The 22,449-nt window shown below is 71.8% G+C and carries 21 protein-coding genes; 14 read left to right on the top strand and 7 right to left on the bottom strand.

All coding sequences use genetic code 11. From position 1 onward, the window contains the following. Nucleotides 1–40: 40 nt before the first annotated feature. Both ABZ562_RS05845 and ABZ562_RS05840 read right to left on the bottom strand, forming a co-directional pair. A complete protein-coding gene (locus tag ABZ562_RS05845; protein ID WP_055550594.1) occupies nt 41–499 on the bottom strand; it encodes a peroxiredoxin in 459 nt (152 codons plus the stop codon). Nucleotides 500–608: 109 nt separating this feature from the next. After that, nucleotides 609–1,049 carry a DUF3052 domain-containing protein gene (locus ABZ562_RS05840; protein WP_009718270.1) on the bottom strand — a complete coding sequence of 147 codons (441 nt, stop codon included), beginning with the start codon at nt 1,047–1,049 and terminating at the stop codon, nt 609–611. A gap of 492 nt (nt 1,050–1,541) precedes the next feature. Here ABZ562_RS05840 and aceE point away from each other — a divergent pair, with 492 nt between their 5' ends. Then, entirely contained in the window at nt 1,542–4,271 is a 2,730-nt protein-coding gene (gene aceE, locus ABZ562_RS05835; protein WP_361474609.1) for a pyruvate dehydrogenase (acetyl-transferring), homodimeric type, read from the top strand. A gap of 284 nt (nt 4,272–4,555) precedes the next feature. Here aceE and ABZ562_RS05830 read toward each other — a convergent pair whose 3' ends face one another. Both ABZ562_RS05830 and ABZ562_RS05825 read right to left on the bottom strand, forming a co-directional pair. After that, nucleotides 4,556–4,933 (bottom strand): peptidase inhibitor family I36 protein, encoded by a 378-nt coding sequence (locus ABZ562_RS05830; RefSeq protein WP_361474607.1) that lies wholly within the window; start codon nt 4,931–4,933, stop codon nt 4,556–4,558. A gap of 119 nt (nt 4,934–5,052) precedes the next feature. Further along, a complete protein-coding gene (locus ABZ562_RS05825; RefSeq protein WP_361474604.1) occupies nt 5,053–6,654 on the bottom strand; it encodes an MFS transporter in 1,602 nt (533 codons plus the stop codon). A 117-nt stretch (nt 6,655–6,771) separates the two neighbouring features. On the opposite strand from ABZ562_RS05825, the gene ABZ562_RS05820 reads away from it, so the two are divergent. From ABZ562_RS05820 to ABZ562_RS05790, 7 genes are all read left to right on the top strand, one after another. Further along, entirely contained in the window at nt 6,772–7,431 is a 660-nt protein-coding gene (locus tag ABZ562_RS05820; RefSeq protein ID WP_361474601.1) for a TetR family transcriptional regulator, read from the top strand. 124 nt (nt 7,432–7,555) lie between these two features. Continuing rightward, nucleotides 7,556–8,761, top strand: a complete 1,206-nt coding sequence (locus ABZ562_RS05815) for an alpha/beta hydrolase (protein ID WP_361474598.1) — start codon at nt 7,556–7,558, stop codon at nt 8,759–8,761. A 129-nt stretch (nt 8,762–8,890) separates the two neighbouring features. Further along, nucleotides 8,891–9,907, top strand: coding sequence for a DUF4429 domain-containing protein (locus ABZ562_RS05810; RefSeq protein ID WP_361474595.1), 1,017 nt, complete (start codon nt 8,891–8,893; stop codon nt 9,905–9,907). Nucleotides 9,908–10,037: 130 nt separating this feature from the next. Beyond that, a complete protein-coding gene (locus ABZ562_RS05805) occupies nt 10,038–11,414 on the top strand; it encodes a sensor histidine kinase (RefSeq protein WP_361474592.1) in 1,377 nt (458 codons plus the stop codon). Then, entirely contained in the window at nt 11,411–12,091 is a 681-nt protein-coding gene (locus ABZ562_RS05800; protein WP_361474589.1) for a response regulator transcription factor, read from the top strand. Before ABZ562_RS05805 ends, ABZ562_RS05800 begins: the two co-directional genes overlap by 4 nt. Before the next feature lie 40 nt (nt 12,092–12,131). Then, nucleotides 12,132–12,791, top strand: coding sequence for a hypothetical protein (locus ABZ562_RS05795; RefSeq protein WP_361474586.1), 660 nt, complete (start codon nt 12,132–12,134; stop codon nt 12,789–12,791). Nucleotides 12,792–12,939: 148 nt separating this feature from the next. Beyond that, nucleotides 12,940–14,142 carry an alpha/beta hydrolase gene (locus tag ABZ562_RS05790; protein WP_361474583.1) on the top strand — a complete coding sequence of 401 codons (1,203 nt, stop codon included), beginning with the start codon at nt 12,940–12,942 and terminating at the stop codon, nt 14,140–14,142. An 18-nt stretch (nt 14,143–14,160) separates the two neighbouring features. On the opposite strand, the gene ABZ562_RS05785 is transcribed toward ABZ562_RS05790, so the two are convergent. Beyond that, entirely contained in the window at nt 14,161–14,649 is a 489-nt protein-coding gene (locus ABZ562_RS05785) for a MerR family transcriptional regulator (RefSeq protein ID WP_361474580.1), read from the bottom strand. A gap of 127 nt (nt 14,650–14,776) precedes the next feature. Between ABZ562_RS05785 and ABZ562_RS05780 the strand changes: the two genes are divergently transcribed. Continuing rightward, complete coding sequence (locus ABZ562_RS05780) at nt 14,777–15,589, top strand: serine hydrolase domain-containing protein (RefSeq protein WP_361474578.1); 813 nt, start codon at nt 14,777–14,779, stop codon at nt 15,587–15,589. Between the two features lie 36 nt (nt 15,590–15,625). On the opposite strand, the gene ABZ562_RS05775 is transcribed toward ABZ562_RS05780, so the two are convergent. Continuing rightward, complete coding sequence (locus ABZ562_RS05775; protein WP_361474964.1) at nt 15,626–16,291, bottom strand: pirin family protein; 666 nt, start codon at nt 16,289–16,291, stop codon at nt 15,626–15,628. Between the two features lie 111 nt (nt 16,292–16,402). On the opposite strand from ABZ562_RS05775, the gene ABZ562_RS05770 reads away from it, so the two are divergent. The 5 genes from ABZ562_RS05770 to fabF all read left to right on the top strand — a co-directional run bounded on the left by ABZ562_RS05770 (nt 16,403) and on the right by fabF (nt 21,336). After that, nucleotides 16,403–17,587, top strand: a complete 1,185-nt coding sequence (locus ABZ562_RS05770) for a helix-turn-helix domain-containing protein (RefSeq protein ID WP_361474575.1) — start codon at nt 16,403–16,405, stop codon at nt 17,585–17,587. 89 nt (nt 17,588–17,676) lie between these two features. After that, nucleotides 17,677–18,645, top strand: coding sequence for an ACP S-malonyltransferase (locus tag ABZ562_RS05765; protein WP_361474573.1), 969 nt, complete (start codon nt 17,677–17,679; stop codon nt 18,643–18,645). Between the two features lie 13 nt (nt 18,646–18,658). Beyond that, the gene (locus ABZ562_RS05760; protein WP_361474570.1) at nt 18,659–19,669 is read left to right on the top strand and encodes a ketoacyl-ACP synthase III; all 1,011 of its coding nucleotides are present in this window, start codon (nt 18,659–18,661) and stop codon (nt 19,667–19,669) included. A gap of 82 nt (nt 19,670–19,751) precedes the next feature. Then, complete coding sequence (locus tag ABZ562_RS05755) at nt 19,752–20,000, top strand: acyl carrier protein (protein ID WP_009718247.1); 249 nt, start codon at nt 19,752–19,754, stop codon at nt 19,998–20,000. A 70-nt stretch (nt 20,001–20,070) separates the two neighbouring features. After that, nucleotides 20,071–21,336, top strand: coding sequence for a beta-ketoacyl-ACP synthase II (gene fabF / locus ABZ562_RS05750; RefSeq protein ID WP_361474567.1), 1,266 nt, complete (start codon nt 20,071–20,073; stop codon nt 21,334–21,336). 60 nt (nt 21,337–21,396) lie between these two features. Here fabF and ABZ562_RS05745 read toward each other — a convergent pair whose 3' ends face one another. Further along, nucleotides 21,397–22,329: an NAD(P)-dependent oxidoreductase gene (locus ABZ562_RS05745; RefSeq protein ID WP_361474564.1), complete on the bottom strand. Its 933-nt coding sequence runs from the start codon at nt 22,327–22,329 to the stop codon at nt 21,397–21,399. Nucleotides 22,330–22,449: the final 120 nt, after the last annotated feature.

Below are 22,449 nucleotides of genomic sequence, written 5' to 3'. Positions count from 1 at the left end.
TACAGGCTTCCGACCGCCCGGTATCGGCTTCACGTGCCCGTTACAGGCTTTCGAGGGCCTTGGCGTAGTCGTTCAGGTCCCGGGCGTCGGGCAGGCCGTTGACGACCGTCCAGCGGACCACGCCCTCCTTGTCGATCACGAACGTGCCGCGCACCGCGCAGCCCTTCTCCTCGTCGAAGACGCCGTAGGCGCGGCTGGCCTCGCCGTGCGGCCAGAAGTCCGACAGCAGCGGGTACTCCAGGCCCTCCTTCTCGGCGAAGACCCGCAGGCTGAAGGGCGAGTCGTTGGAGACGGCGAGCAGCTGCACATCGTCGTTGACGAACGTCGGCAGCTCATCGCGGAGCGCGCACAGCTCGCCGGTGCACACGCCGGTGAAGGCGAACGGGTAGAAGAGCAGCACGACGTTCTTCTCGCCGCGGAAGTCGGAGAGCCGGACCGACTCGCCGTGCTGATTCTTCAGCTCGAAGTCCGGGGCCTTCGTACCGACCTCTATGGCCATGGGAGCCATCCCTTCACATCAAAGAATCGACTGATCACGCCCACCCTACGCGCCGAGCCCCCCACCGAAAGGGAACGGCGGGGGGCTCGGTTGTGTAGGTCCTTCGGCCTCAGCGCTTGCCCGAACGGGCGGCCTTCGGAGTGACCAGGCGGCTGCCGGTCCAGTCCTTGCCCGCGTTGAAGCTCTTCGTCTGGGACAGGCCCGCGGTGGTCGCGGCCTCGTTGATGTCGCTCGGCTCGACGTAGCCGTCACGGCCGGTCTTGGGCGTCAGCAGCCAGACCGGTGCGCCGTCGTCGATCATCTGGATGGCGTCCACCAGCGCGTCCGTCAGATCGCCGTCGTCCTCCCGGAACCACAGCACAACGGCGTCGGCCACATCGTCGTACTCCTCGTCGACGAGCTCCTGGCCGGTGATCTCCTCGATGGCCTCGCGGAGCTCCTGGTCGACATCGTCGTCGTAGCCGATCTCCTGGACCACCTGTTCGGGCTGAAAACCCAGCCTCGCGGCAGGGTTGGTCCGCTCCTCCGCGTGGTCCGCGGTCGCGCTCACGGATTGCCTCCTGTCATCTTTCGTTCACTCTTCGGATCTGGGGACCCCGCGCGCGTACGCGAGGCTTGGGGCGTAGTCCACACGGGCCGGGCGGATCGCGCAAGTACCCGGCCAGCGATCCCGCCCAAACGTTGACGTGTCGCCGCAACTCCCATCATGGAAGAACGGCACGGAACGGCGCACCGCTGCCCGGATTACCCCGTTATGCCCAGCTTACGTGTGTGTATCGATACCCTACGCCGCCCGGAGCCGAACGGCCGTACGCAGGTGCCCCCGGACGTGGGCGTAAGGTTGCGATTTGGCCGTCGCGACGCCGACCGCACGCCGACCGGTACCGTCCGGCCCGGCGAGCGCCCGTCCCACCAGGTCTTGGTTACCCCTCGGTAGAGGTGACGTATCCCGTAACCGAGGTACACGATGGAGACCGGCGCGACAGCAGCAGAGCACGAATCCATGTGCGTGCACAGCACGACCGAAAAGCGAAGGAATAGCGTGGCTTCCGGATCCGATCGCAACCCGATCATCATTGGCGGCCTTCCCAGCCAGGTCCCGGATTTCGATCCCGAGGAAACCCAGGAATGGCTCGACTCGCTCGACGCAGCCGTCGATGAGCGAGGCCGGGAACGTGCCCGCTACCTGATGCTTCGCCTGATCGAGCGCGCCCGCGAGAAGCGGGTGGCCGTGCCCGAGATGCGCAGCACCGACTACGTCAACACCATCGCCACCAAGGACGAGCCGTTCTTCCCCGGCAACGAGGAGATCGAGCGCAAGATCCTGAACGCGACCCGCTGGAACGCGGCGGTGATGGTCTCCCGTGCCCAGCGCCCGGGCATCGGCGTCGGCGGCCACATCGCCACCTTCGCCTCGTCCGCCTCGCTGTACGACGTGGGCTTCAACCACTTCTTCCGCGGCAAGGACAAGGACAGCGGCGACCAGATCTTCTTCCAGGGGCACGCCTCCCCCGGCATCTACGCCCGCGCCTTCCTGCTCGACCGGCTGTCCGAGGACCACCTGGACGGATTCCGTCAGGAGAAGTCCAAGGCCGGTCACGCGCTGTCCAGCTACCCGCACCCGCGGTCGATGCCGGACTTCTGGGAGTTCCCGACCGTCTCGATGGGCCTCGGCCCGCTCGGCGCGATCTTCCAGGCGCGGATGAACCGCTACATGGAGGCGCGCGGCATCGCCGACACCTCCGCCTCCCACGTCTGGGCGTTCCTCGGCGACGGCGAGATGGACGAGCCCGAGTCGCTGGGCCAGCTCTCCCTGGCCGCCCGCGAGGGCCTGGACAACCTGACCTTCGTCGTCAACTGCAACCTGCAGCGGCTCGACGGCCCGGTGCGCGGCAACGGCAAGATCATCCAGGAGCTGGAGTCGCAGTTCCGCGGCGCCGGGTGGAACGTGATCAAGCTGGTGTGGGACCGCAGCTGGGACCCGCTGCTCGCCCAGGACCGCGACGGCCTGCTGGTCAACAAGCTGAACACCACGCCGGACGGCCAGTTCCAGACGTACGCCACCGAGACCGGCGCGTACATCCGCGACCACTTCTTCGGTGACGACCAGCGGCTGCGCAAGATGGTCGAGGGCATGACCGACGACCAGATCCTGCACCTGGGCCGCGGCGGTCACGACCACAAGAAGATCTACGCGGCCTACGCGGCGGCCAAGGCCCACAAGGGCCAGCCCACCGTGATCCTCGCCCAGACCGTCAAGGGCTGGACGCTCGGCCCGAACTTCGAGGGCCGCAACGCGACCCACCAGATGAAGAAGCTGACGGTCGACGACCTCAAGGGCTTCCGCGACCGGCTGCACCTGCCGATCCCGGACAAGGAGCTGGAGTCCGGCGTGCCGCCGTACTACCACCCGGGTCCGGACTCCGAGGAGCTGCAGTACATGCACGACCGCCGCAAGGCGCTGGGCGGCTACACGCCGACCCGCGTGGTGCGCGCGAAGCCGCTGCAGCTCCCCGGCGACAAGGCCTACGCGGCGGTCAAGAAGGGCTCCGGCCAGCAGCAGATCGCCACCACCATGGCCTTCGTGCGGCTGCTGAAGGACCTCATGCGGGACAAGGAGATCGGCAAGCGGTTCGTGCCGATCGCGCCCGACGAGTACCGCACCTTCGGCATGGACTCGCTCTTCCCGTCGGCCAAGATCTACAACCCGCTGGGCCAGCAGTACGAGTCCGTCGACCGCGAGCTGCTGCTCGCCTACAAGGAGTCGCCGACCGGGCAGATGCTGCACGACGGCATCTCCGAGGCGGGCTGCACGGCCTCGCTGATCGCGGCCGGTTCGGCGTACGCCACGCACGGCGAGCCGCTGATCCCGGTCTACGTCTTCTACTCGATGTTCGGCTTCCAGCGCACGGGCGACCAGTTCTGGCAGATGGCCGACCAGCTCGCGCGCGGTTTCGTACTGGGCGCGACCGCCGGCCGTACGACCCTGACCGGTGAGGGCCTTCAGCACGCGGACGGCCACTCCCAGCTGCTGGCCTCGACCAACCCGGCCGTCGTCGCGTACGACCCGGCGTTCGGCTTCGAGATCGCCCACATCGTGCAGGACGGTCTGCGCCGGATGTACGGCGAGAACAGTGAGGACGTCTTCTACTACCTCACCGTCTACAACGAGCCGATCAAGCACCCGGCCGAGCCCGAGAACGTCGACCGCGAGGGCATCCTCAAGGGCCTGTACCGCTTCAAGCAGGGCGAGTCCGGCACCCACCCGGCCCAGATCCTCGCCTCCGGCGTCGCGGTCCCGTGGGCCGTGGAGGCCCAGCGGATGCTGGCCGAGGACTGGGACGTCCGCGCCGACGTCTGGTCGGCCACCTCCTGGAACGAGCTGCGCCGCGACGCGGTGGAGGCCGAGGAGCACAACCTGCTCCACCCGGAGGAGGAGCAGCGCGTCCCCTTCGTCACCCGCAAGCTCAGCGATGCGCAGGGTCCGAAGGTCGCCGTGTCCGACTGGATGCGCGCCGTCCCGGACCAGATCGCCCGCTGGGTGCCGGGCACGTACCAGTCGCTCGGCGCCGACGGCTTCGGCTTCGCCGACACGCGCGGCGCGGCGCGGCGCTTCTTCCACATCGACGCCGAGTCGATCGTGGTGGGCGTGCTGACGGAGCTGGCGAAGGACGGCAAGATCGACCGCTCGGTCCTGAAGCAGGCCATCGACCGCTACCAGCTCCTGGACGTCGCCGCGGCCGACCCGGGCCCCGCGGGCGGCGACGCGTAGCCGTCTGCGAGGGCTGATAGCCGACGAAAGCGCCGGGTGGGCTGGAAGACCAGCCCACCCGGCGCTTCGCGTACCGGCTGCGCGGAGGTGGGCCGGGATCCCCTCACCCCGCCCCCCGCGCACTGCTGACCGACGCCGAGGAGCGCCGGGCGGTGCGGGAGCGGAGCGACACCGCCCTGCCCCGCGCGGGGTCCGGGGCGAAGCCCCGCCGCGCGGCGGGGCCGCATATCGGACGCTGCGGGAAGGGGCGGGGTGGGGGAAAGCCCCGGCCCCGCCCCCGCGCATCACCGCTCCCAGATCTTGAAGGCCCGGACCTGATAGGCCGTTTCCGGGGCCCAGGAGCCGGTCGGGTAGGTGCGGAATTCGCCCGTCTCGGCGCACTCCGCGCTCTGGTACGCCGTCACCGGCCGCCCCGTGCGGTTGGCCAGGGACGCGGCCGAGGCGCCCCGCGGCAGGGGCACGCAGCTCTCGATGTCGGTGTCGGCCAGTTCATGGACCTGGCGCGCCCCGGTGAAGGCCGTCTTGTGCCAGAGGCACAGCTGCCCGGTGGCGCAGCTCCCGAGCCGGGGCCCGGGCGCCGCGTCAGCGGAAGCCGAGGCGGAGACAGGGGTCAGGGCGCAGGCCAGGGCGAGGGTCGCCGTGGCCAGGATGGTCGTGCGCATGTGGATCACTCCCCGTGAAGGTGTGCAAATACGAACGGGAGCCAGCCTGTCGGCCGGCTCCCGTACCCACCACGGGGTCGATCACGGTCCACCCGGATAGGGGGCTTGACCCTGAGGGGTCAGATGTGCACGCCCCCGCCACCCGCTTCCGCGTTGTCCCCGCGCTTGGTGAGCACCGCGACCAGCGCCGCGGCCACCGAGACGACGGAGGCGACGGTGAAGGCGAGCCCCATCCCCGACACGAACGTGTCATGCGCGACGCTCGTGATCTTCCCGAGGATCTCCGGCGGGGTGCCCTTGGGCGCGGGCGTGATGCCGACCGCGACCGCGTCGGACGCCTTGGACGCCTGCTCCGGCTTCATGGGCGGCAGTCCCGCCTCGGCCCACTTGTCCGGCAGGGTGTCGTCCACCTTGCCCGCCATGATCGCGCCGAGAACGGCCGTACCGAGGCTGCCGCCGACCTGCATCGCGGCCTGCTGGAGACCGCCCGCGACACCGGCGTGCTCGAGCGGCGCGTTGCCGACGATGACCTCCGTGGCGCCGACCATCACGGGGCCGAGGCCGAAGCCGAGGAGGGCGAACCACACGGACATCTCGAGTGTTCCGGTGCCGACCTCGAGCCGGGAGAGCCCGAACATGGCGACGGCGGTGAGCGCCATGGCCCCCACCAGCGGCACCCGCGGCCCGAGCTTGGTGATCAGCGCTCCGGCGATCGGCGAGGAGACGATCATCGTGGCGGTCAGCGGCAGCAGGTGCAGACCGCTGTTGACCGGCGTCATGCCGTGCACGTTCTGCAGGTAGAAGGTGACGAAGAACAGCCCGCCCATGAAGCCGAAGGCCATGAGCACCATCAGCACGGTCCCGGCGCTCAGCGGCACCGAGCGGAAGATGGACAGCGGCAGCAGCGGCTCGCGGGTCTTGTTCTCCCAGAACACGAAGACGACGAAGAGGACGGCCGCCAGGCCGAGGAACCCGAGCGTCTTGGAGCTCCCCCACTGCCAGTCGGTGGCCTTGATGAGCGCCCAGATCAGGCAGAACATGGCGCCGGACAGCAGCACGATGCCGGGGAGGTCGAAGGACCGCGGGGCGTTCTCGGCCCGGTGGTCCACGAGGAGGACCAGGCCGAGGACGAGGGCGAGGATGCCCACGGGCAGGTTGATGAAGAAGACGGACTGCCAGTTGACGTGCTCGACGAGCAGCCCGCCGACGATGGGTCCGGCGGCGGTGGAGGCGCCGATCACCGCGCCCCAGATGCCGATCGCCATGTTGAGTTTCTCGGCGGGGAAGGTGGCGCGCAGCAGACCGAGCGCCGCGGGCATCAGCAGCGCTCCGCACAGGCCCTGCAGCACGCGGAAGCCCACGACGAGCGCCACATCGCTGGAGAAGCCGATGGCGGCGGAGGCGGCCGCGAAGCCGACGACGCCGATGAGGAAGGTCTGCCGGTGGCCGAAGCGGTCGCCCAGCTTGCCCGCGGTGATCAGCGCGACCGCGAGGGCCAGCAGATAGCCGTTGGTGATCCACTGGACGTCGGCGAGCGAGGCGCCGAGGTCCTTCTGGATGGCCGGGTTGGCGATGGCGACGATCGTGCCGTCGAGGGCGACCATCGTCACACCGATCGCGACGGTGAAGAGCGTCAGCCAGGGGTGACCCCGCAGCCCCTTCGGGGGATCCGATATGGGAGGTTCCGGCGCCGTATCGGCGACGGTGGTCTCAGACGTCATGCTCGGAGGCTAATGTCAGCGTCTGACAATTGACAAACTGATTCATCAGCTGGTCTCTGTCGTATGGGCCACAGGTATGGTGGCCTGCCCAAACGCGACAGAAAGCGAGCACGAGAGGTGACAGCGGACGAGGCGGTGGCACCGCCACCGACCGGACTGCGCGAACGCAAGAAGCAGCGGACCCGCAGCGCGCTGGTGCGCTCGGCGCTGGATCTGTTCACCTGTCAGGGGTACGACCACACGACGGTGGACGAGATCGCGGAGTCGGTGGACGTCTCGCAGCGCACCTTCTTCCGCTACTTCGCCAACAAGGAGCAAGTGGCCTTCGCCACCCAGGACTCGGCGGAGTCGCACTTCTTCGCGGCGCTGTGCGCACGCCCCGCCCACGAGGCCCCGCTGGCCGCCCTGCGGGGCGCGGTCCTCGACGCGTGGAGCACCATCGGCGACTCCATCGAGCAGCTGGTTCCGGCCGAACTCCACATGCGGATGTACCGGGTGATCGAGTCGACGCCCGCGCTGCTCGCCGTCCACCTGCGCCGTACCGCCGAGTTGGAGGAGCGGATCGCCTCGGAGATCGCCCGGCGCGAGGGCCTCGACGTCCGCGTGGATCCACGGCCGCGGCTGCTGACCGCGATGTTCGGCGGCGTGATCCAGATCGCGGGGAAGCTGTGGGGGGAGGGCGACGACGACTCCACGGACACCCTGCGGGACATCACCGCGTTTCACCTGGATCATGTGGGTCCGGCCCTCGCCGAGAACTGGCGCACCGACTGGTAAATCCGACAAATTTCCCTAAAGCCATCACATCCGACATAAGTTTCCGTCAAAACCGCCCTCTCAAACGTGATGTAAGTCACGGCATTTGGCACCTGTGGGCGCGCTTCTCCTAGGGTGTCCCGCGGTGACTTCCTTCTCGGAGCTCGGTTCTCCCTCCCCCGGTTCCACCGCCTGGCGCGCTCTGCTCGCCCTGGCGGTGGTGTTCGTCCTGCTCGCCACCACCGGCTGGACGGCCATACGGAGCCACAGAGAAGGCACGGACCCGCTCTCCGTGTCGGTCAGCGCCTGGCGCCACGGCTCCCTCGACGGTCACCGGCTGCCCGACCCGTACGCCTCGCCGCGCTTCCTGGGCCGCTGGCTGGACTCGCTCACCAAGGCCCAGCGCGACCGCCTCGTCCACCGCTATCCGCTGGTCGTCGGCAACCTCAACGGCGCTCCGGCGCGGCTGCGCTATCGGGCCAACCGGATCGCGCTGACCCAGGCCAGGGACATCGAGCGACGGCGGATGCACGACAACGAGCTGACCCCGCTCGGGCGCCATGACGCCGGCCGGCGGATGCACCGGTACGAGGACCTGCTGAGCGGGAAGCGGCAGATCCTCTCGTTCGACCCCGCGGGCGCCGGGCGGGCCGCCGAGGTCTTCGGTGACCTCACCCACGCCCGCCGCGTCTCGGTCGTGGTGCCCGGCGTGGACACCAACATCCTGACCTTCCAGAAGTCCGACCGTCCGTACACCGCCACCGTCGGCATGGCCCGCGCGCTCTACCACAACGAGCGCGCCGAGGCCCCGGGCACCCACACCGCCGTGATCGCCTGGGCCGACTACACCTCCCCGGCCGGGATCGGCATGGACGCGGCCACCGGCAAGCTCGCCGCCCAGGGCGCACTGCGGCTGCGCGCGCTGGTGGGCGCGCTGCCCGCACCGGCCCGCGTGTCGCTGATGTGCCACAGCTACGGCTCGGTGGTGTGCGGGGTCGCCGCCCGCGATCTGCCGTCCAGGGTCACCGACATCGCGGTGGCGGGCAGCCCCGGCATGCGCGCCGACCGCGCCTCGGAGCTGGGCGCCGGGCGCCGGGTATGGGCGATGCGGGACTCCGGCGACTGGATCCAGGACATCCCGCACCTGGAGGTCGGCGGCCTCGGCCACGGCGCCGACCCGCTCTCCTCCGGCTTCGGGGCCCGCGTCCTGTCGGCCGCCGGGGCCCAGGGACACGCCGGGTACTTCACCCCCGGCACCACCAGCCTGGACAACTTCGCCCGGGTCGGGGTCGGCCGGGTCACGACGGTGAGCTGTGGGGACGGTGCCGCGTGCACCGCGGGACTGAGCTGACCCGCCGATGAGCGCGCGACCAGCGGGCGGCGGGCATCCCACATCCACGCACGGGCCTCGGGGAGGACGTTTGACGCGCGTAGCGCCCAAGGGGGGACGGGCGGGCCACCGCCGCATACGATGAGCCGCATGGGTGATGTGCTGGCCGGTTTTCAGACCGTCTGGGAGTTCGACACCGACTCCGTGCTCATCCGCTTCGAACGGGGGATCCGCACGCCGAAGCTGCTTCAGGCGCTCGGCGAACGGCACATCCCCTACGAAGCGCTGTCCGCGGTCGATCTCGCTCCCGGTAAACGCGGAACGGTGGTATTGCGCGCGGTGCCCAGACCCGGCGCCGATCCGCTGATGGACGTCGCCGACGGGCAGCTCAAGGAGGGGTACGACCCGTACCGCCTGGTGCTGCCCGCCGAGCGCGCGTCCCTCGCCGAGTACTACGCCGAGGAGCTGCGGGGCGCGCTCGGGCCCGGCGCGGACACCGCCGCCGAGTCCCATCTGGTGGCGGCGCCCCCGCCGCCGCTGTCCTTCAAGGCGTACGACGGCAAGGCGTCCTTCGACGGCAAGGCGGTGTCCTTCCGCTGGTTCTGGACCGGCGCGTCCTCGGCGAAGTGGAAGGCCGGGGACCAGCGGTTCCGGATCGACGAGCTGGCCGGGGTGGAGTGGCGCTCGCCCGAGAACCGGGGCTCGGGCGGCGCGGCAGCGAAGGCGTCGGGCACGGCGCCGGCGGAGGATCCGGAGGCACCGGGACCGGACGCGAAGGCCCCGGCGGGCAAAGGACCGGCCGGGAAGGGCTCGGCCCCCAAGGGCGGTCGCCACGGCCATCTGCGGCTGGTGCCGCGCGGCGCCGAGGACCAGCCCGCGGGCCGCCCCGACCACGATCCGGCCGCCGTGGTGTTCGGGATGGGATACGGGCTCGTCCACGAGTCCCTGCCGTTCGCCGCCGCCGTACTGGAGGCCGTACGGGCGTCCGCCCCCGCGCCGAGCGCCGAGTGCTCCCCCGCGCCCGCCCGCACCCCGGCCGCCCCGGCGCGCCGCGACCCGGCCGACATCGCCGACCGCATCCGCCACCTCGGCGAGCTGCACACGGCGGGGCTGCTGACGGACGAGGAGTTCAGCGCGAAGAAGGCCGAGCTGCTGGCGGAGCTGTAGCTCCGTGGAGCGGTGGGGGCGCCGTGAAGGGGGATCCGGGTCCGGACGAGCCCCCTACCCAGGTATGAGCCACAAATGGGCTCCCCGGTATGACGTTCGCCCAGCGCGCCGACTCTACGCTGAGGCGACCATGTCCTCACCCTCGTCCGCCTCCCCGGCCACGGCATCCGTCGGTACCGCGTCCGCCTCGTCCACCGCGCACGAGAGCCTGCCCGCGGCCGCCCGGCGGCAGGCGGGCGGCCTCGCCCGGGCCCTGGTGACCCCCAGCTATCCGGCGACCCCGCTGCTCGCGGGGTCCTCCCGGCGCTGGCGGCGGAGAGCGCCGTACGCCCTCGCGATGCTCCTCACCGCGATCCTGGTCCCGGTCGCCGCCCAGCTCCTGTCCGAGGACTACGAGGTGAGCGGCGGGCTCGCCACCCTGCTCGGGCTGGCCCAGGCCACACCGCTGCTGCTGGCGGTCACCCGCCCCCTCCAGGCGTGGTGGCTCGTCTTCCTCGCCGATGTGACGACCGCGCTGGTGGTGCTGGGCACCTCCGACCTCCACCACCGCGTCTGGCCCTGGCAGCCGCCCGCCATCGTCGGCTATCTCTTCCTCCTCCTCGCCCTCGCGCTGCGCGAACCGCGCCGCACCCTGGTGGCGGTGTGGCTGGTCACCGGCGGCGCCGGGCTCTTCCTCGGCATGGTGTCCGAGACCAAGAGCGACGGCAGCAACGTACTGCTGTTCGTGCTCAGCGGCGTGGTGCTGCTGGTCGGCGGCGCGCTGCGGGAGCGCGGCGACGTCCAGCGGCGGCTGGCCGAGCAGGAGACCATCAGCGAGGCCGAGCGCGCCCACCGCACGCTGCTGGAGGAGCGCGCCCGCATAGCCCGCGAACTGCACGACGTCGTCGCCCACCACATGTCGGTGATCACGGTCCAGGCGGACAGCGCCCCGTACCGGATCGGTGGGCTGCCGCCCGAGGCGGAGCGGGAGTTCGGCACCATCGCCGCCACCGCCCGCGAATCCCTCGCCGAGATGCGGCGGCTGCTGGGCGTGCTGCGCAGCGAGGAGACGCGCGGCGAGCGCACCCCGCAGCCGGGCCTGCGTCAGGTGCCGCAGCTGGTCGAGGCGACGGTACGGGCCGGGATACCCACCGAGCTGTCCATCGGCGACGACGTGGCGGGCCTCGGCGCCCTGCCGCAGGCCGTGGACCTGTCCGCGTACCGGATCGTGCAGGAGGCGCTGGCCAACGTCGTGCGGCACGCCCCGGGCGCCGCCACCCGCGTCTCGGTCTCGACGGCCGAGGACGGCTCCGGGCTCACCCTCCTCATCGTCAACGGCCCCCCGGCCGAGGCCCCCGCCAAGCCGCTGGAGACCAGCGGCACCGGCCACGGTCTGGTGGGGATGGTCGAGCGCGTCCGCCTCGTGGACGGCATGCTCGACACCGGCCCGCTGCCGGACGGCGGCTTCCGGGTGGCGGCCCGGCTCCCCCTCGTAGACCCGGACAGACCGGAAGAAACGGACTTATGACCATCCGAGTGATCATCGTCGACGACCAGGCCATGGTCCGGGCGGGCTTCGCCGCGCTGCTCGCCGCGCAGAGCGACATCGACGTGGTCGGCGAGGCCCCGGACGGGCGCCAGGGGGTGGACGTCAGCCGCAACACCCACCCCGACGTCGTCCTCATGGACGTCCGCATGCCCGAGATGGACGGCCTGGAGGCCGCCCGCCGCCTCCTCGAACCACCCCGCGGCGTCACCCACCGCCCGAAGGTGCTCATGCTCACCACCTTCGACGTGGACGACTACGTCTACGAGGCCCTGCGCGCCGGCGCCAGCGGTTTCCTCCTCAAGGACGCCCCACCGGCCGACCTGATCTCGGCGGTCCGCGTCGTCGCCGCGGGCGAAGCCCTCCTCGCCCCCTCCGTCACCCGCCGCCTGATCGCCGAATTCGCCCGGCAGCGCCCGGCGCCCCGCCGCAACAGCTCCGAGCTGCGGCGCAGCGGCCTCACCCCGCGCGAGACGGAGGTCCTGGAGCTGATCGCGCGGGGCCTGTCCAACCAGGAGATAGCGGAGTCACTGATCCTCGCCGAACAGACCGTCAAAACCCACATAGGCCGGGTCCTGGCCAAACTCGGCCTCCGCGACCGCGCCCAAGCGGTGATCTTCGCGTACGAGTCGGGCCTGGTCACCCCGGGCAGCGGCTGACGCCGCCCTGCCGCCCTCCCCGGCGGGGAGGGGGGAGGATGTGCCGCGCGGCAAGGTGATCGAGGACGGGGAGCCGATCGTGGGAATGTCCAGCTTCTGGGCGGTGGGTGCGCTCGCCGCGGAGGACATCGCGGAGCTGGCACGGCGGGCGGCGCCGGCGATCGCGGCCGCCGCGGCGCGCCCGTCCGCCATCGCGGCCTGGGGGCGCTGGGAGCGGGACGCCGCGCGGGGTGGCGGGGCGGTGCAGGTGTGGCGGCCCGACGGCTACAACACCGAGGAGGCCCTGCGTCTGTACGACATGGTCAACGACTCCGCCTTCGACGCCATGGACTCGGACCACGAACTGCACGTGATGGAGTGGTGGGACCGCTTCGACCCCGACATCGAGCCGTACATCGCGGCCGTGCGCAAGGACAACCCGGTCGCGGCCCTCTTCCACGGCCTCGGCCCGGCCCGGGCGGCGGCGTTGCCGGGCTGGGCGGGTGATGTGGTGCTCACGTCCGACGAGGTACGGCGCCTGCTGCCCGCCGTCGAGGGGGCGCTCGCCGTGACGGGGGCGGAGCGCGCCCGGGTGCTGGCCCGGATCGACGACTGGCCGGGCGACAAGGAGCCCGAGGACATCCTCGACGGGCCGCTGCGGGCGTGGCGGAACGCGGCCGGGGCCGGGGCGGGGCTGCTGGCGGCGCGCGTCTGGTTCTGACACCCCCTGGGGGCGCGGGCGCGCGAGCCCCCGCGGGCACCCCCTACCCCGGTATGACACCCGACTTGGCACCGGGGGTTGACGCCCCGGCACCCGTCCGCTCCCTACGTTTCCCTCCGCCACCGACCGGAAGAGGGAACCCGCCGCCATGTCCCAGACGCTACGCACCAGGCACTACGCCCGGCGCCTGATCACCGCGGCGCTCACCATCACCGTCATGGCGGGGACGGCCGGCTGGACCGTGGCGCACGAGGAGCAGGCCATCACGGGGCCGCCGCCGGGGACCGGGCGGTGGCTGGCCGATCACTCGCTGGGCGGGCGCGAACTGCCGGACCCGGAGAGCGCGTCGCCCGCCCGCATCGCCCGGTTCTTCGACGGGCTCGGCCCCGCGCAGCGGCAGGCGCTGGTCATCCGGCACCCCGACGTCGTGGGCAACCTCGACGGGGTGCCGCCCGCGCTGCGGTACGCGGCCAACGCGCGGGCCCTCCGGGCGGCGCGGGACGCGGAGCGGAAGGCGGATCCGGACAGCGCGCTGGCCGAGCGGTACGACGCGCTGCTCGCCCCCGGGCGGCAGATCCTGGCCTTCGATCCGCGCGGGCGCGGGCAGGTGGCCGAGGTGTTCGGGGACCTGGCGACGGCGCGGCGTACGGCGGTCGTCGTACCGGGGTCGGACATCGATCTGGCCACCTTCGACCGTACGCACGACCGGTACGGCACCCCCGCCGGGATGGCGACGTCGCTGCGGGCGCAGCTGGCCCGGGACGCGCCCGGGACCCGTACCGCCGTGGTGGCGTGGGTGGGGTACACCACCCCGGTCGGGCTCGGGCCGGACGCGGCGACCAGCCGACTGGCGAGGGCCGGGGCACCGCGGCTGGACCGCTTCCTGGCGGGGCTGGCGGTAACCACGGCGGCGACCGCCGACGCACCGCCCACCGTGTTCTGCCACAGCTACGGCTCGGTCGTGTGCGGGGCGGCGGCGGACGCGATGGACCGTACCCGGGTGTCCGATCTGGTGGCGTTCGGCAGCCCCGGCATGGGCGTGGACGACGCCGACGAGCTGGGCACCGAGGCGCGGGTGTGGGCGGCGCGGGACGGCTCGGACTGGATACGACGGGTCACCGGCTACGACTTCATGGGGCTCGGCCACGGCGAGGACCCCACGGCCTCCGCCTTCGGCGCCCGCGTCGTCTCCGCCGACCACGCCCACGGCCACACCGGCTACTTCGCCCCGGGCACGGATTCGCTGCGCAACTTCGCGCGGATCGTCCTCGGGGACTTCGGCGCGGTCCGCTGCGGCCACCCCGCGCGGGCCGCCTCCGAGGACCAGGACTGCCGCCATGACCTCGTATGAGAGCAAGGCCGAGGAAGGCTATTGAGGGGCCCGCCAGTTGCTCTCCGCCGGCCCCGGGCGGCCCTCGGCATAGATATTGATCTTGAAGTCGAGGATGTCGATCGTGCTCTCCAGCTCGGCGATCCGTTCCAGGACCTTCGCCCGGTGCGCGGTCAGCAGTGCCTCCCGTTCGGCGAAGGTGTGCTCGCCCGCCCGTACCAACTCGGCGTAGTGGACCATGTCCGCCACCGGCATGCCGGTCAGCCGCAGCTTGCCGACGAGGTCGAGCCAGTCGAGGTCGCGGTTGGTGAAGCGGCGCTGGCCGGTGTGGGTGCGGTCCACGTGGGGCATCAGCCCGATCCGCTCGTACCAGCGCAGGGTGTGCGCCGTGAGCCCGGTGTGCTCGGCGACCTCGCTGATCGTGTACCGGTCCTGCCCGGTCGGCCGGGGGTGCGGGCGGCGCCCCACGCACGCGCGCGGCCTCGCCTGCGCCGGAGCCCGTTCCAGGTCCTGCTCGATCACGGTCATGCCGATACACCCTCTCGCCGTCGCCGATGCGCGAAGCCCATCGACCATCTCAACGCTATGGGCTTCGAGTGCACTCCAAGCAAGCGGAGATTTGGCGGAATCTTGGTCGGCGATAGGCTCGGGCCCCATGGAGAGCCTGCGGATGATCGAGAACTGGCCGGTCCCGACGGCGGCGGCCGCCGTCGTACGCGCGGACGGCACCGTGGCCGGATCGTACGGTCCGGTCGGCCACAGATTCCCGCTGGCCTCGGTGACCAAGCCGCTCGCCGCGTACGCGGCGCTGGTCGCGGTCGAGGAGGGCGCGGTCGAGCTGGACGAGGCGGCCGGGCCCGAGGGCGCCACGGTGCGCCATCTGCTCGCCCACACCTCCGGGCTCGCCTTCGACGAGCACCGGACCGTGGCCGCGCCCGGCAACCGGCGGCTGTACTCCAACGCCGGGTTCGAGGTGCTCGGCGATCACATCGCCAAGGCGACGGACATCCCCTTCGGCGAATATCTGCGCCAGGCCGTCCTGGAGCCGCTGGGCATGACCGCGACCGAGCTGGCCGGCTCGCCCGCCAAGGACGGCGTCTCGACCGTCGAGGACCTGGTGCGCTTCGCCGCCGAGCTGCAGGCGCCCCGGCTGCTGGCGGCCGAGACGGTGGCGGAGGCGACGTCCGTCGTGCACCCGGGGCTGACCGGGGTGCTGCCGGGCTACGGGCACCAGAAGCCGAACGACTGGGGGCTCGGCTTCGAGATACGCGACGGCAAGTCGCCGCACTGGACGGGGGCTTCGTCCTCGCCTCGCACCTTCGGCCATTTCGGCCAGGCCGGGACGTTCCTGTGGGTCGACCCGGAGGCGCGGGCGGCGTGCGTCGTCCTGACGGACCGGGCGTTCGGGCCGTGGGCGATCGAGGTCTGGCCCGCGCTCACCGACGCGGTGCTGTCCGAGCTGTCCTGAGCCCCGGGAAGGGGCGGGGCCGGCGAAGAGCCCGCGCTACCCGTACACCGGCTCCGCCCGCATCTCCCACACCAGCAGCTCCGCCGCCCCCACCCCGCACGCCTCCAGGTCCCGCGCGTCCGTGACCCGGGCCGCGTCGCCCGCCGCGAGGGTTTCGCCGCCCACGCGCGCCTCGCCCCGCACCACATGCGCGTACACCCACGGCGCGTCCGGCAGCGCGGTGCGCTCGCCGTCGCCGAGGCGGCGGACGTGCAGCACCGCTTCGGCGCGGGACAGGGCGTACGGGGTGCCGTCGGCGATGCCGCGGACGACCTCGTACGCGGGCTCGGCGCCGACCGCGCCGGAGGCCAGCCACATCTGGACGAAGGTGAGCGGCGCCGCGGACTCGTTGCGCTCGGAGTGGCGTACGCCGCTTCCCGCGCTGAGGCGCTGGACGTCGCCGGGACGGACCACGGTCCGGTGGCCGGTGGAGTCCTCGTGGGTGAGTTCGCCGTCCACGACCCAGGTCACGATCTCCAGGTCGCGGTGGGGGTGTTCGGCGAAGCCCGCACCGGGGGCGAGGTGTTCCTCGTTGCAGGCGACGAGGAGCCCGAACCGCACGTTGTCCGGGTCGTAGTGTCCAGAGAAGGAAAAGGCGTGGCGCGTCTCGACGCCCGCTCCGTCCCCGCCCGGATACCGTGCTGCGGACCGCTGTACCCACATCATCCGGTCCACGGTAGTGCGCCCCGGACCGGCCCGCTCCTGCCCCCGTCCCTACCCCCGCGTAGCCTCCCGCCCCCAGCGTTCGCCCTCCGATAAGGCAGTCTTGTCCTCGTGCCTGAACCAGCCGCGAATACCCCGCATCCGCACAGTGCCACCCTGCGCCGCCTGGAGAAGTCGTCCGGGAAGCTGGCCGCCGCCGCCATCACGCGCATGGACGAGCAGCTGCCGTGGTACCGGGCGATGCCACCGGAGAACCGCTCGTGGATCGGGCTGGTGGCGCAGGCGGGCATCGCGGCCTTCACGGAGTGGTTCCGGCATCCGGAGGCGCCGCAGGCGATCAGCACCGACGTGTTCGGTACGGCGCCGCGCGAGCTGACCCGGGCGATCACGCTGCGGCAGACGGTGGAGATGGTCCGTACGACCATCGAGGTCATGGAGTCGGCGATCGACGAGGTGGCGGCTCCCGGCGACGAGGCGGTGCTGCGCGAGGCGCTGCTGGTGTACGCGCGGGAGATCGCCTTCGCAACCGCCCAGGTGTACGCGCAGGCGGCCGAGGCACGGGGCGCCTGGGACGCCCGGCTGGAGTCGCTGGTGGTGAACGCGGTGCTGTCCGGGGAGGCCGACGAGGGCGCGCTGTCCCGGGCGGCGGCGCTCGGCTGGAACTCGCCCGAGCATGTGTGCGTGGTGCTGGGCACGGCGCCCGACGGGGACAGCGAGCTGACCGTGGAGGCGATCCGGCGGGCCTCCCGCCACGCCAAGCTGCAGGTGCTCACCGGGGTGCTCGGCAGCCGGCTGGTGGTGGTGGCGGGCGGCTCGGACAACCCGCTGCAGTCGGCGAAGGCCCTGATCGGGCCGTTCGCCTCGGGGCCGGTGGTGGCCGGTCCGGTGGTGTCGGACCTGCTGGCGGCGACCCGCTCGGCGGCGGCCGCCGCTGCCGGTCTGAAGGCGTGTACGGCCTGGCCGGACGCCCCGCGCCCGGTGCTGGCGGACGATCTGCTTCCGGAACGCGCGATGGCCGGGGACCCGGCCGCCCGTGCCCAGCTGGTGGAGGAGATCTACAGACCGCTGGAGGAAGCGGGCTCGGCGCTGCTGGAGACGCTGAGTGTGTACCTGGAGCAGGCGAGCAGTCTGGAAGGCGCCGCCCGGATGCTTTTTGTTCATCCCAACACCGTGCGCTACCGGCTGCGACGTGTGACCGACGTCACCGGCTGGTCACCATCCGACGTCCGGTCGGCCTTCACGCTACGGATAGCCCTGATCCTCGGGCGTCTTGCCGACGGGGACATATTTCCCTAGCTGTTTGTTGGACCCCGACAATTCCCTTGACCGTTCTTCGTCCTTGTCCTCACGGGCGGGCGGGACCCCCCACAAGAGAGAGTGTGAGAGTGCTCGTACTCGTCGCTCCCGGCCAGGGCGCCCAAAAGCCCGGCTTCCTGACTCCCTGGCTCGACCTCCCCGGCGTCACCGAACGCCTGCGGTGGTGGTCGGCCGTGTCCGGCCTGGACCTGGTCCACTACGGGACCGAGGCCGACGAGGAGGAGATCCGCGACACCGCGGTGGCCCAGCCGCTGCTGGTGGCCGCCGGACTCGTCTCCGCCCAGGCGCTGTTCGCCGACGGCCCGCACCGCGTCCGGGACGTGGTCGGCGCCGCCGCGGGTCACAGCGTGGGCGAGATCACCGCGGCCGCCGCCACCGGGGTGCTCGGTCACGAGGCCGCCATGGTCCTGGTGCGCCACCGCGGTCTGGCGATGGCCGAGGCCGCGGGCCGCGCCGAGACCGGCATGGCCGCCATACTGGGTGGTGAGCAGGAGACCGTCGTCGCGCACCTCGACAAGCTCGGGCTGACCCCGGCCAACGTCAACGGCGCCGGGCAGATCGTCGCCGCGGGCACCGCCGCCCAGCTGGCGGCGCTGGCCGAGGACAAGCCGGAGGGCGTGCGCCGCGTCGTTCCCCTGAAGGTGGCCGGCGCGTTCCACACCGACCACATGGCCCCGGCGGTGGCCACGCTGGAGAGCCTGGTCGCGGGCGTACCGATCGCCGATCCGGGTACCGCGTACGTCTCCAACCGGGACGGCGAGGTCGTGGCGTCCGGCGCCGAGGTGATCCAGCGCATGGTCGCCCAGGTGTCCAACCCGGTCCGCTGGGACCTGTGCATGGAGACGTTCCAGAAGCTGGGCGTCACCGCGATGATCGAGGTGGCGCCGGGCGGGACGCTCACCGGCATCGCCAAGCGGGCCCTGCCGGGCGTGGCGACCCTGGCACTCAAGACTCCGGACGACCTCGACGCGGCACGCTCGCTGATCGCCGAGCACGCCGCACCCGCCGCCGACACCCCGGCCGCAAAAGCCGAATAGGAGTTCCGAGAGCATGACCGCGAAGATCAGGCCCAGCAAGGGCGCCCCGTACGCGCGCATTCTCGGCGTCGGCGGCTACCGCCCCACCCGGGTGGTGCCGAACGAGGAGATCCTGAAGCACATCGACTCCTCGGACGAGTGGATCCGTTCCCGCTCGGGCATCGCCACCCGCCACTGGGCCGGTCCGGACGAGACGGTCGCCCAGATGTCCGTCGAGGCGGGCGGGAAGGCCATCGCCGACGCGGGGCTGACGCCCGAGCAGATCGGCAGCGTGATCGTCTCGACGGTCTCGCACCTGAAGCAGACCCCGGCGGTCGCCACCGAGATCGCCCATCTGCTGGGCACCGGCAAGCCCGCCGCGTTCGACATCTCCGCGGGCTGCGCGGGCTTCGGCTACGGGCTGACCCTCGCCAAGGGCATGGTCACCGATGGCACTGCGGACTACGTGCTGGTCATCGGCGTGGAGCGGCTTTCGGACCTGACCGACCTGGAGGACCGGGCGACGGCCTTCCTGTTCGGCGACGGCGCGGGCGCCGTGGTCGTCGGCCCGTCCAAGGAGCCCGCGATCGGCCCGACCGTCTGGGGCTCGGAGGGCGACAAGTCCGACACCATCGCCCAGACGCTGCCCTGGGACGTCTACCGCGACCACTCCGCCGAGGAGGTGCGCTTCCCGGCGCTGCGCCAGGAGGGCCAGGCGGTCTTCCGCTGGGCGGTGTACGAGATGGCGAAGGTCGCCCAGCAGGCCCTGGACGAGGCGGGGGTCAGCGCGGAGGACCTGGACGCGTTCATCCCCCACCAGGCCAACATGCGGATCATCGACTCGATGATCAAAACCCTCAAGCTGCCGGAGCACGTCACGGTCGCCCGTGACGTGGAGACCACCGGCAACACCTCCGCCGCCTCCATTCCGCTCGCGATGGAGCGGCTGTTGGCGACGGGGCAGGCGAAGAGCGGCGACACCGCGCTCGTCATCGGCTTCGGGGCGGGTCTCGTCTACGCAGCGACGGTCGTTACCCTCCCATAGGCTCTCTAGCCCAGATCCACGCAGCCCCGGACGAGTCGGGCGCTGCTCACCCACCGCAACACACCGAAGAAGGAGCGCCGCAATGGCCGCCACGCAGGAGCAGATCCTCGAAGGTCTCGCCGAGATCGTCAACGAGATCGCCGGTATCCCGGCCGAGGACGTCGCGCTGGACAAGTCCTTCACCGACGACCTGGACGTCGACTCGCTGTCCATGGTCGAGGTCGTCGTCGCCGCCGAAGAGCGCTTCGACGTGAAGATCCCGGACGACGACGTCAAGAACCTGAAGACCGTCGGCGACGCCGTCGACTACATCCTGAAGCACCAGGGCTGAGCGAAGCGTCTGTCGCCACCCGTGCGGTGGCGGAGGTCCAGCACCTGCTACGTAGGAGTGAAGAATTCCTGTGAACTCGACCAATCACACCGTGGTCGTCACCGGTGTTGGTGCCACGACGCCGCTGGGTGGCGACGCCTCATCGACCTGGGAAGCACTGCTCGCCGGTCGCTCCGGCATCAGCCTCATTGAGCAGGAGTGGGCAGCCGACCTGCCCGTCCGGATCGCCGCGAGCATCGTGGTGGACCCCGGCACCGTCCTGCCCCGCCCGCAGGCGCGCAAGCTCGACCGGTCGGCGCAGTTCGCGCTGATCGCGGCCCGTGAGGCATGGGCCGACGCGGGCTTCACCGGCAAGGCCGGCGAGGACCCGGCGGTCGACCCGGACCGGCTGGGCGCGGTGGTCGCCTCCGGCATCGGCGGCGTGACGACCCTGCTCGACCAGTACGACGTGCTGCGCGAGAAGGGCGTCCGCAAGGTCTCCCCGCACACCGTGCCGATGCTGATGCCCAACGGCCCGGCGGCCAACGTCGGCCTGGAGGTCGGCGCCCGGGCCGGTGTGCACACCCCGGTCAGCGCGTGCGCGTCCGGCGCCGAGGCCATCGGCTACGCCATCGAGATGATCCGCAGCGGCCGCGCCGACGTGGTCGTCGCGGGCGGCACCGAGGCGTCCATCCACCCGCTGCCCATCGTCGCCTTCGGCAACATGATGGCGATGTCCAAGAACAACGACGACCCGCAGGGCGCCTCGCGTCCCTTCGACGTCAACCGCAACGGCTTCGTGATGGGCGAGGGCTCGGGCGTCATCGTCCTGGAGTCCGCGGAGCACGCCGCCGCGCGCGGCGCCCGGGTGTACGCGGAAGCCGTCGGCCAGGGCATCTCGGCCGACTCCCACCACATCACCCAGCCGGAGCCGTCCGGCAACGGCATCGCGCACGCGCTGCAGAACCTGCTGCAGAGCAGCGACCTGAAGCCCGCCGAGATCGCGCACATCAACGCGCACGCGACCTCGACGCCGCAGGGTGACGTGGCCGAGCTGAAGGCGCTGCGCAAGGTCTTCGGCGACGACGTGGACCACATGGCGATCTCCGCCACCAAGTCCATGACGGGACATCTGCTGGGCGGCACCGGCGGTGTGGAGACCGTGGCCAGCGTGCTCGCGCTGTACCACCGGACCGCCCCGCCGACGATCAACATCGACGAGCTGGACCCGGAGGCGGACGCGGACATCGTGCGCGACCAGCCGCGGTCGCTGCCGGGCGAGGGCCCGATCGTGGCCCTGAACGACTCGTTCGGCTTCGGCGGCCACAACGTGGTGCTGGCCTTCCGGACCGTCTGAGGCGGCGTTACGGGTGAAGGGCGTGCTTCCGGCTCCGGCCGGAAGCACGCCCTTCGCGTATCAGCCCTTGTCGCGGTCGGTGCCGTCCGGGCTGTCGGTGCCGTCCGGGCCGTCGAAGCTGGCGAAGTACGAGGCGATCATGTCCTCGTCGCCGTGACCCTGTTCGACGGCCCGCCGGAACCGCTCGGCGCCCGCGGCCGCCAGGTCCATCCGTACCCCGGACCGCTCCCCCGCCTCGACGATCAGCCGGGCGTCCTTCTCCGCGGTCCTGGCCGCGAAGCTGGGTGCGAGGTCGCCGCTGCGCAACAGGCCCGCCTTGGCGTGCAGATAGCCGTTGTCCAGCGGTCCGCCCGCGATGGCGTCGAAGAAGCCCTGCGGCTCCACGCCGAGCCCCTCGGCGAGGGCGAGCGCTTCGGCGGTGCCGTGGGTGATGGCGAGGATCCAGCTGTTGATGACGAGCTTGAGCCGGGTGGCCGCGCCCTCCTCCCCGGTCTCGCCGACCCAGACCGTACGGCTGCCGATCGCGTCGAAGACCGGCGCCGCGGCGGTGCGGGCGGCGGGCGGACCGGCGGCGAGGACCACGAGCTGCCCGCTCTCGGCGGGCTGCTTGGTGCCCAGGACGGGCGAGTCGAGGAGGATCAGGTCCCGCTCGCGGGCGAACGCGGCGAGCGTGTCGAGCCCGTCGAGGCCCGCGGTGGTGGCCTGGGCCCACACCGTGCCGGGGCGCAGCGCCGGGGCGGCCTGGCGCATCGTCTCCAGGGCGGCCGGGCCGTCGTGCAGGATCGTCAGGACGACATCGGCGCCGTCCACGGCCTGCGCGGGGGTGTCGGTGACGCGTACGCCGTCGGACGCGAGCGGTTCGGCCTTGGCGCGGGTGCGGTTCCACGCGCGGACGTCGAGCCCGGCGCGGGCGAGGTTGCGCGCCATACCGGAGCCCATGATGCCGGTGCCGAGGACCGCGACGGAGGTTGCTGGCGGGAGTTGTTCGGTCATCCCGTCACGTTAGGGGGTGCCTTGCCGATCAGGCCGGATCAGCGAGCGGCGTCTGGTGCGGTAGCTCGCAACCCGCGTGAGGAGAGCGCAGCGGCGCTGCGTGCGACGAGCGCGGGGCCG

This window comes from Streptomyces sp. NPDC019937 (assembly GCF_040631655.1).
Taxonomy (GTDB): Bacteria; Actinomycetota; Actinomycetes; order Streptomycetales; family Streptomycetaceae; genus Streptomyces.
This window is presented reverse-complemented; position numbering and strand designations above follow the sequence as displayed.

Coding starts and splice junctions, on each gene's coding strand:
- ABZ562_RS05810 (WP_361474595.1), top strand. CDS start 8,891: ATGGGTGATGTGCTGGCCGGTTTTCAGACCGTCTGGGAGTTCGACACC.
- ABZ562_RS05825 (WP_361474604.1), bottom strand. CDS start 6,654: ATGACGTCTGAGACCACCGTCGCCGATACGGCGCCGGAACCTCCCATA.
- ABZ562_RS05745 (WP_361474564.1), bottom strand. CDS start 22,329: ATGACCGAACAACTCCCGCCAGCAACCTCCGTCGCGGTCCTCGGCACC.
- ABZ562_RS05800 (WP_361474589.1), top strand. CDS start 11,411: ATGACCATCCGAGTGATCATCGTCGACGACCAGGCCATGGTCCGGGCG.
- ABZ562_RS05780 (WP_361474578.1), top strand. CDS start 14,777: ATGGAGAGCCTGCGGATGATCGAGAACTGGCCGGTCCCGACGGCGGCG.
- ABZ562_RS05775 (WP_361474964.1), bottom strand. CDS start 16,291: ATGTGGGTACAGCGGTCCGCAGCACGGTATCCGGGCGGGGACGGAGCG.
- ABZ562_RS05790 (WP_361474583.1), top strand. CDS start 12,940: ATGTCCCAGACGCTACGCACCAGGCACTACGCCCGGCGCCTGATCACC.
- ABZ562_RS05755 (WP_009718247.1), top strand. CDS start 19,752: ATGGCCGCCACGCAGGAGCAGATCCTCGAAGGTCTCGCCGAGATCGTC.
- ABZ562_RS05760 (WP_361474570.1), top strand. CDS start 18,659: ATGACCGCGAAGATCAGGCCCAGCAAGGGCGCCCCGTACGCGCGCATT.
- ABZ562_RS05830 (WP_361474607.1), bottom strand. CDS start 4,933: ATGCGCACGACCATCCTGGCCACGGCGACCCTCGCCCTGGCCTGCGCC.
- ABZ562_RS05805 (WP_361474592.1), top strand. CDS start 10,038: ATGTCCTCACCCTCGTCCGCCTCCCCGGCCACGGCATCCGTCGGTACC.
- ABZ562_RS05785 (WP_361474580.1), bottom strand. CDS start 14,649: ATGACCGTGATCGAGCAGGACCTGGAACGGGCTCCGGCGCAGGCGAGG.
- ABZ562_RS05845 (WP_055550594.1), bottom strand. CDS start 499: ATGGCCATAGAGGTCGGTACGAAGGCCCCGGACTTCGAGCTGAAGAAT.